The sequence below is a fragment of the Desulfurella sp. genome, from assembly GCF_049977265.1.
Lineage (GTDB): Bacteria > Campylobacterota_A > Desulfurellia > Desulfurellales > Desulfurellaceae > Desulfurella.
Genome location: NZ_JBMFGQ010000009.1, coordinates 1 through 4,092, shown reverse-complemented (window position 1 = coordinate 4,092; position 4,092 = coordinate 1). Strand labels below are relative to the sequence as shown.

Below are 4,092 nucleotides of genomic sequence, written 5' to 3'. Positions count from 1 at the left end.
GCAACAAACGCAACAAAATAAGTTGCGTTGAAACTTTTTGTGCACAAAAGGTGTCAAGCAGGGCAGCTTTAGGCTGCCTTTTTCTTTTTAATAATAGCTATTGAAAGTAAAATTCCAGTAAAAATTAAATCAAATAAACCAAAAAAGTGTCCAAATTTATCAAAAATAGTTATTTTTTTGTCATCAAATACAATATCAGCCTTTAGTATGCCAAAAGTATAAGGCTTTAAATTTGTTATCATTTTGCCTTGTGGACTAACTATCATACTAAAACCAGTATTAGCACATCGAGCAACATATATATTGTTTTCTACAGCCCTGTAAAAATCATCCCTATAAAATAAATGAAAAGTCGGCGTGTGACTAAACCACGCATCATTTGTTATAACCACAAGCAACCTTGCTCCTAGATTCTTGAAAGTTCTTGCAATATTTTCAAAATCTTCCTCATAGCAAATGATAGCCGCAGTTTTAAGGCCATCAACATCAAATAATGTAAATCTCTTACCATGAGTAAAACTACCAAATTTTGTAACGGTGGGTATAAAGCTCAGATATTTCCTTAGTGGTATAAATTCTGCAAATGGTACAAGCTCGTGTTTATCATAATAGTCATACTTTTTATGATTAAAAAAAACTGCAGAATTATAATAATTACTGCCCCTTTGGGTTTGAGCGCCAAAAATTATGGGTGTTTTGTAATATCCAAGTATATTGTTAAAATCTTGAGCATTAAATAAAAACGGATAAGCACTTTCTGGCCAGACTACAAGATCGGCATTTGTTTTTTTTGTAGCATTTACATAAACATTTAAATTATTCATCAACATAGCATTGTCCCACTTTTGAGATTGTGAAATATTACCCTGAATTAATGCTATGGATTTTTTCATTGAACCATTTTTTGTTGGAAAATTAACAACAAAAAATAAACAAGCAATTGAACCCAAAATTATAAAGGCATACTTTATTTCATTTTTGTACAAATAATATATTGCAACATTAACAAATAAAAGTTTTAACCCCACAAAATAAGAACCAAACCAAGTTGCATCTTTTATAAAAAATGGCATATTGTAAACAAACATGCTCACATTTCCAATAGGATCTCCATATAGCACAATCGAACGCAAATATTCGAAAGCTATGTAAAAAACAGGCAAAAGCAAAAAGCTGATATTAAATTTTTTTATTAAATAAAACGGTACTATTGTATATGTCAACTGGTATATACAGACACCAAAATACATAGAAAAAGCTAAAAAAAACGGTACATGATTGTAAACATAAATACCTTTTAATAAACCAATATACAAAAAAAGGAAAAAAGGTAAAAAAGAAATACTGATTATCAAAAAAACATCTAAAAATACTTTTGCGCTTTTTTGTGAATTTAGAGAAATTAAAAGCGGCACAAATGCAAAAAAAGAAATAAAAGAATAATAAAAAGATAGAATAAGCAAAAATGGTACTAAAATAAAAGCAAAACGCTCTATATTATTTTTTGACCACATTGAAATTTGTGTCCTGCTAAAAATGCTTCAATTGACATTACATTCTTACCTTCGGGTTTAATTTGCTCTATACTAATGCTTTTGTTTTTACAAGCTACTATAAGTGAGTTTTTGCTTACTTTCACAACAGTTGCTGGTGTTGCGCTAAGATCGCAAACACTTGCTTTTAATATTTTATAAATTTTTGAATTGTAGTAAAAAAAAGCATCCAGATAACCTGCAAAAGCTTTTACCTTTCTAACTGCAAAACAAGCGTCATCAGTTTCAAAATTTATTAAAGCATCATTTTTGTTAAATTTTTTAGTGTATGATATATTGCCTTTTTGGGGTTTTGGTTTTAATAAACCATCTTTGTAAAATTCAATAGCGCATATAATCATCTGGCTTGCCAGGTAAGAAATTTTATTTGACAGTGTAATATTATCATCGTCTGGTGTTATTTCAATAATCTTTTGCATTAAACAATCACCTGCATCCAGATCTTTGGTAAGTTTTATTATGCTTATGCCTGTGTATAAATCACCGTTTAAGAGCGCGCTTATGATTGGAGAAGCACCTCTGTATTTTGGTAATATGCTTGGATGTATATTCAAAATGCCGTATTTAAAAGCATCAATGACATTTTGAGGTATTATTTTGCCATAAGAAAACAATATACCCATCTGGCAGTCTTTTATCTGGCTTAAAAAATTATCATCAAACTTTTCTGGTTGAAAAAAATTAAGACCAAGCTTAATTGCCTGTTTTTTGATAGGGCTTTCAATTAGAATTTTGTTACGTTTGCCTTTTTTATCTTTTGTTGTAATAACTGCTTTTACGGAAAAATGCTCATTTATACTTTTTAACGTTTCAATGCCAATATCACTTGTACCAAAAAAAGCTATATTCATTTATTTTCTTTTAAAAACTTTTTAAATCTTAATTTTTCAACAAAATTAATCCTGTCAACAAACAAAATGCCATTTAAGTGATCTATCTCATGCTGAATAACAACCGACAAAAAATTATCGAACTCAACTTCTTGCACCTGTTCTTTTAAATCAAGGTATTGAACTTTTATATACCGCCTGCGATCGTTTACTTTTCCGTAAAAACCAGGAACACTTAAACAACCTTCATCATGTTCTTCATAAAAGCTCTCATATGAAACAATTTTAGGGTTAATCATCACTATTATATTGCTATTTGTGCCAATTGCCCTCTCGTCTATAATAATAATTTTCTTTTTTACTCCAATCTGAGGTGATGCAAGACCGATACCATTGTTTTTTAGCATGATCTGGCCCATAGAATCAATAAGCTCTAAAATACTATCATCAATCTTGTCAACTGCACTTGAAACTTTTTTTAGCTCTTTATCTGGATAAGTTAATATTTTATAGTCCATAAAACTGTCTCCTTCTTTAAAATTATACTTTTTTGCAATTTTAAGTCAAGAGAACATTTTTAAATAAATAATATATAACAGTTGACTGATATTTAAATTTATGGTATATTTAATTTGACGTTTACGTAAAAAGAGGAGGAACAGAATGTTTGAAACACAATTTACAAAAGATTTTAATGTAGAATACCCTATTATGCAAGGTGGCATGATGTGGATTTCAAAAAAAGAACTTGTTAGCGCTGTATCAAATGCTGGAGGTTTGGGTATACTTTCTGCCCTTAGTTTTGAAACTCCAGAGCTACTTGCAAATGAAATTGAACAAACAAAAAAATTAACCACACGGCCTTTTGGTGTAAATCTTACATTTTTACCCACACTAAAGCCAGTAAATTACGATGCCTACATTGATGCTATAGTCCAAAGTGGTGTAAAAATAGTAGAAACTGCTGGCAGAAACCCTGCTGATTATATTGAAAAATTAAAAAACAATAATGTAAAAATTATACACAAATGTACATCAATTAGACATGCTATAAAAGCACAAAATATAGGCTGTGACTATGTCAGTATTGATGGATTTGAGTGTGCGGGTCACCCTGGTGAAGATGATGTAACTTCTTTAATCTTAATACCAAGAGCAAAAGATGAACTTAATATTCCTATTATAGCTTCAGGCGGTTTTGGCGACGCAAGAGGATTTGTTGCTGCATTATCACTAGGCGCTTGTGCAGTAAACATGGGTACAAGATTTATGATGACTAAAGAAGCACCTGTGCATGAAAACATTAAACAAGCATTACTTAACGCAAAAGAAACCGATACGGTTTTGGTAGAACGTAGTTTAAAAAATACACTGAGAGCTTTCAAAAATAAACACGCTTTAAAAGTTTTAGAATTAGAAAACAATAAAGCTACACTAGAAGAATTAGCTCCATATCTAAGCGGACTAAATGGTAAAAAAATGTTAGAAGAAGGTTTAATTGACAATGCTTTACTTGCATGTGGCCAGGTAATTGGGTTAATAAATGATATACCAACTACAAAAGAAGTTATAGTGAATATAATTAACCAGGCAAAGCAAATTATCGAGCAACAAGCCAGACTTATTTAGCCTGGCTTTTTTATCCCTTCATATATTACTGCTATTGGATGCATAGCTACAGTTTTGTTTGTCAACAATACGCTCAAACT

Annotated in this window: 4 protein-coding genes; 1 reads left to right on the top strand and 3 read right to left on the bottom strand. The window is 30.6% G+C overall.

Annotated features, from left to right (window positions below):
* Window positions 1–68: 68 nt before the first annotated feature.
* The 3 genes from lnt to def are packed head-to-tail and all read right to left on the bottom strand — an operon-like array spanning window position 69 to window position 2,901.
* Window positions 69–1,514: an apolipoprotein N-acyltransferase gene (lnt, locus tag ACP5FO_RS02985; RefSeq protein WP_428157000.1), complete on the bottom strand. Its 1,446-nt coding sequence runs from the start codon at window positions 1,512–1,514 to the stop codon at window positions 69–71.
* Complete coding sequence (gene fmt, locus ACP5FO_RS02980) at window positions 1,493–2,404, bottom strand: methionyl-tRNA formyltransferase (protein WP_428108889.1); 912 nt, start codon at window positions 2,402–2,404, stop codon at window positions 1,493–1,495. Before fmt ends, lnt begins: the two co-directional genes overlap by 22 nt.
* Window positions 2,401–2,901: a peptide deformylase gene (gene def / locus ACP5FO_RS02975; RefSeq protein WP_428156999.1), complete on the bottom strand. Its 501-nt coding sequence runs from the start codon at window positions 2,899–2,901 to the stop codon at window positions 2,401–2,403. The genes fmt and def overlap by 4 nt, the downstream gene beginning before the upstream one ends.
* A 145-nt stretch (window positions 2,902–3,046) precedes the next feature.
* Here def and ACP5FO_RS02970 point away from each other — a divergent pair, with 145 nt between their 5' ends.
* On the top strand, window positions 3,047–4,012 hold the full coding sequence (locus ACP5FO_RS02970) for an NAD(P)H-dependent flavin oxidoreductase (RefSeq protein WP_272978498.1): 966 nt from the start codon (window positions 3,047–3,049) through the stop codon (window positions 4,010–4,012).
* The last annotated feature ends 80 nt before the right edge of the window (window positions 4,013–4,092 follow it).

Excerpts from the sequence above, each read along its gene's own strand:
- fmt (WP_428108889.1), bottom strand. The coding sequence starts at position 2,404 with ATGAATATAGCTTTTTTTGGTACAAGTGATATTGGCATTGAAACGTTA.
- ACP5FO_RS02970 (WP_272978498.1), top strand. The coding sequence starts at position 3,047 with ATGTTTGAAACACAATTTACAAAAGATTTTAATGTAGAATACCCTATT.
- lnt (WP_428157000.1), bottom strand. The coding sequence starts at position 1,514 with ATGTGGTCAAAAAATAATATAGAGCGTTTTGCTTTTATTTTAGTACCA.
- def (WP_428156999.1), bottom strand. The coding sequence starts at position 2,901 with ATGGACTATAAAATATTAACTTATCCAGATAAAGAGCTAAAAAAAGTT.